The sequence below is a fragment of the Aporhodopirellula sallentina SM41 genome, from assembly GCF_000346505.1.
Classification (GTDB): Bacteria; Planctomycetota; Planctomycetia; order Pirellulales; family Pirellulaceae; genus Rhodopirellula; species Rhodopirellula sallentina.
This window is the reverse complement of the sequence record NZ_ANOH01000339.1, coordinates 1-1,209: the sequence shown is the minus strand read 5'-3', so window position 1 is coordinate 1,209 and position 1,209 is coordinate 1. Positions and strand designations below refer to the sequence as shown.

General features: G+C 56.7%; 1 protein-coding gene. It reads left to right on the top strand.

From position 1 onward, the window contains the following. The first annotated feature begins 268 nt into the window (after positions 1-268). Entirely contained in the window at positions 269-1,117 is an 849-nt protein-coding gene (locus RSSM_RS22380; RefSeq protein ID WP_008684400.1) for a dienelactone hydrolase family protein, read from the top strand. Positions 1,118-1,209 lie beyond the last annotated feature (92 nt).

Below are 1,209 nucleotides of genomic sequence, written 5' to 3'. Positions count from 1 at the left end.
CAAGATCCGCGATAAGAATTCGGGGCGATCATCCGGATCCATCGAGACAGATTGTGATTTGCGAGATGTGTCAAAAAGGCTCGCGAGCGAAACCGGATTCGCGTGAGCATAATCGAATTGGCGGGAAGTTGTGATCGGCGGGCAACTCACCTAGACTCAAATTCCGGTGAGAAACGATTCGCGTATCGACTTGCGATATACTTTTCGATTATTCGCCGGAATGAAAAGGCTGACTATCTTCCCTGTGTTTCCTTTCAGAGAGCCGTCCATGTGTGACCAAGACCATTTTGAAGACGACTTAAAACGATACTCGCGTCGTGATCTCGGCGCGATTGCGGCAGCCGGATTCGGGGCCGCGATAATGTTGCCGCGGGCCGCGGACGCCGCGGAGGTGAGTTCCAACGACGTCCGTATTGAAACTCCCGATGGCGAGTGTGACGCATACTTCGTCTCTCCAACCTCCGGCAAACATCCGGCCGTGTTAATTTGGCCAGACATCTTTGGTTTGCGACCGGCGTTTCGGCAAATGGGAGAACGGCTTGCGGAGTCCGGCTACAGCGTTCTGGTGGTGAATCCGTTCTATCGAAAGCAAAAGGCACCGACCGCTGCAAAAGGGGCCAACACACCAATCTCTGATGTCCGGCCACTCGCCCGTTCGTTGACCCCGACCACGCATACGACCGATGCCAAAGCGTTCATCGCATGGTTGGATTCTCAGTCGCAAGTCGACACGTCGAAACCTGTCGGCACGACCGGCTACTGCATGGGCGGCCCGATCGTTTTCCGCACCGCCGCTGCCGTTCCCGACCGGGTTGGCGCCGCCGCGACCTTCCACGGTGGAGGGCTGGTCACGGATCAACCCGACAGCCCGCACCGCCTGATCCCGCAAATGGACGCGCAGTTCCTGATCGCGATCGCGGAAAACGACGACGAACGTGACCCCGACGCGAAACAGGTTCTGAAGAAAGATTTCGCTGAGGCGGGGTTAAAAGCGGAGATCGAAGTTTATCCTGCCGGACACGGATGGTGCCCGCCCGACACCCGCGTCCACAATTACGAACAAGCAGAAAAGGCATGGGCCCGGATGTTGGCATTGTTCGAAAGTTCGTTGGTGTAGTCGCGATCGAAGGGTGAGATCCCGGCAGCCAGGTTTGATTTTTCAGCCCCGGTTGTCCCGCAAAAACCACGGATCGGCCAATAGGTTTTCAA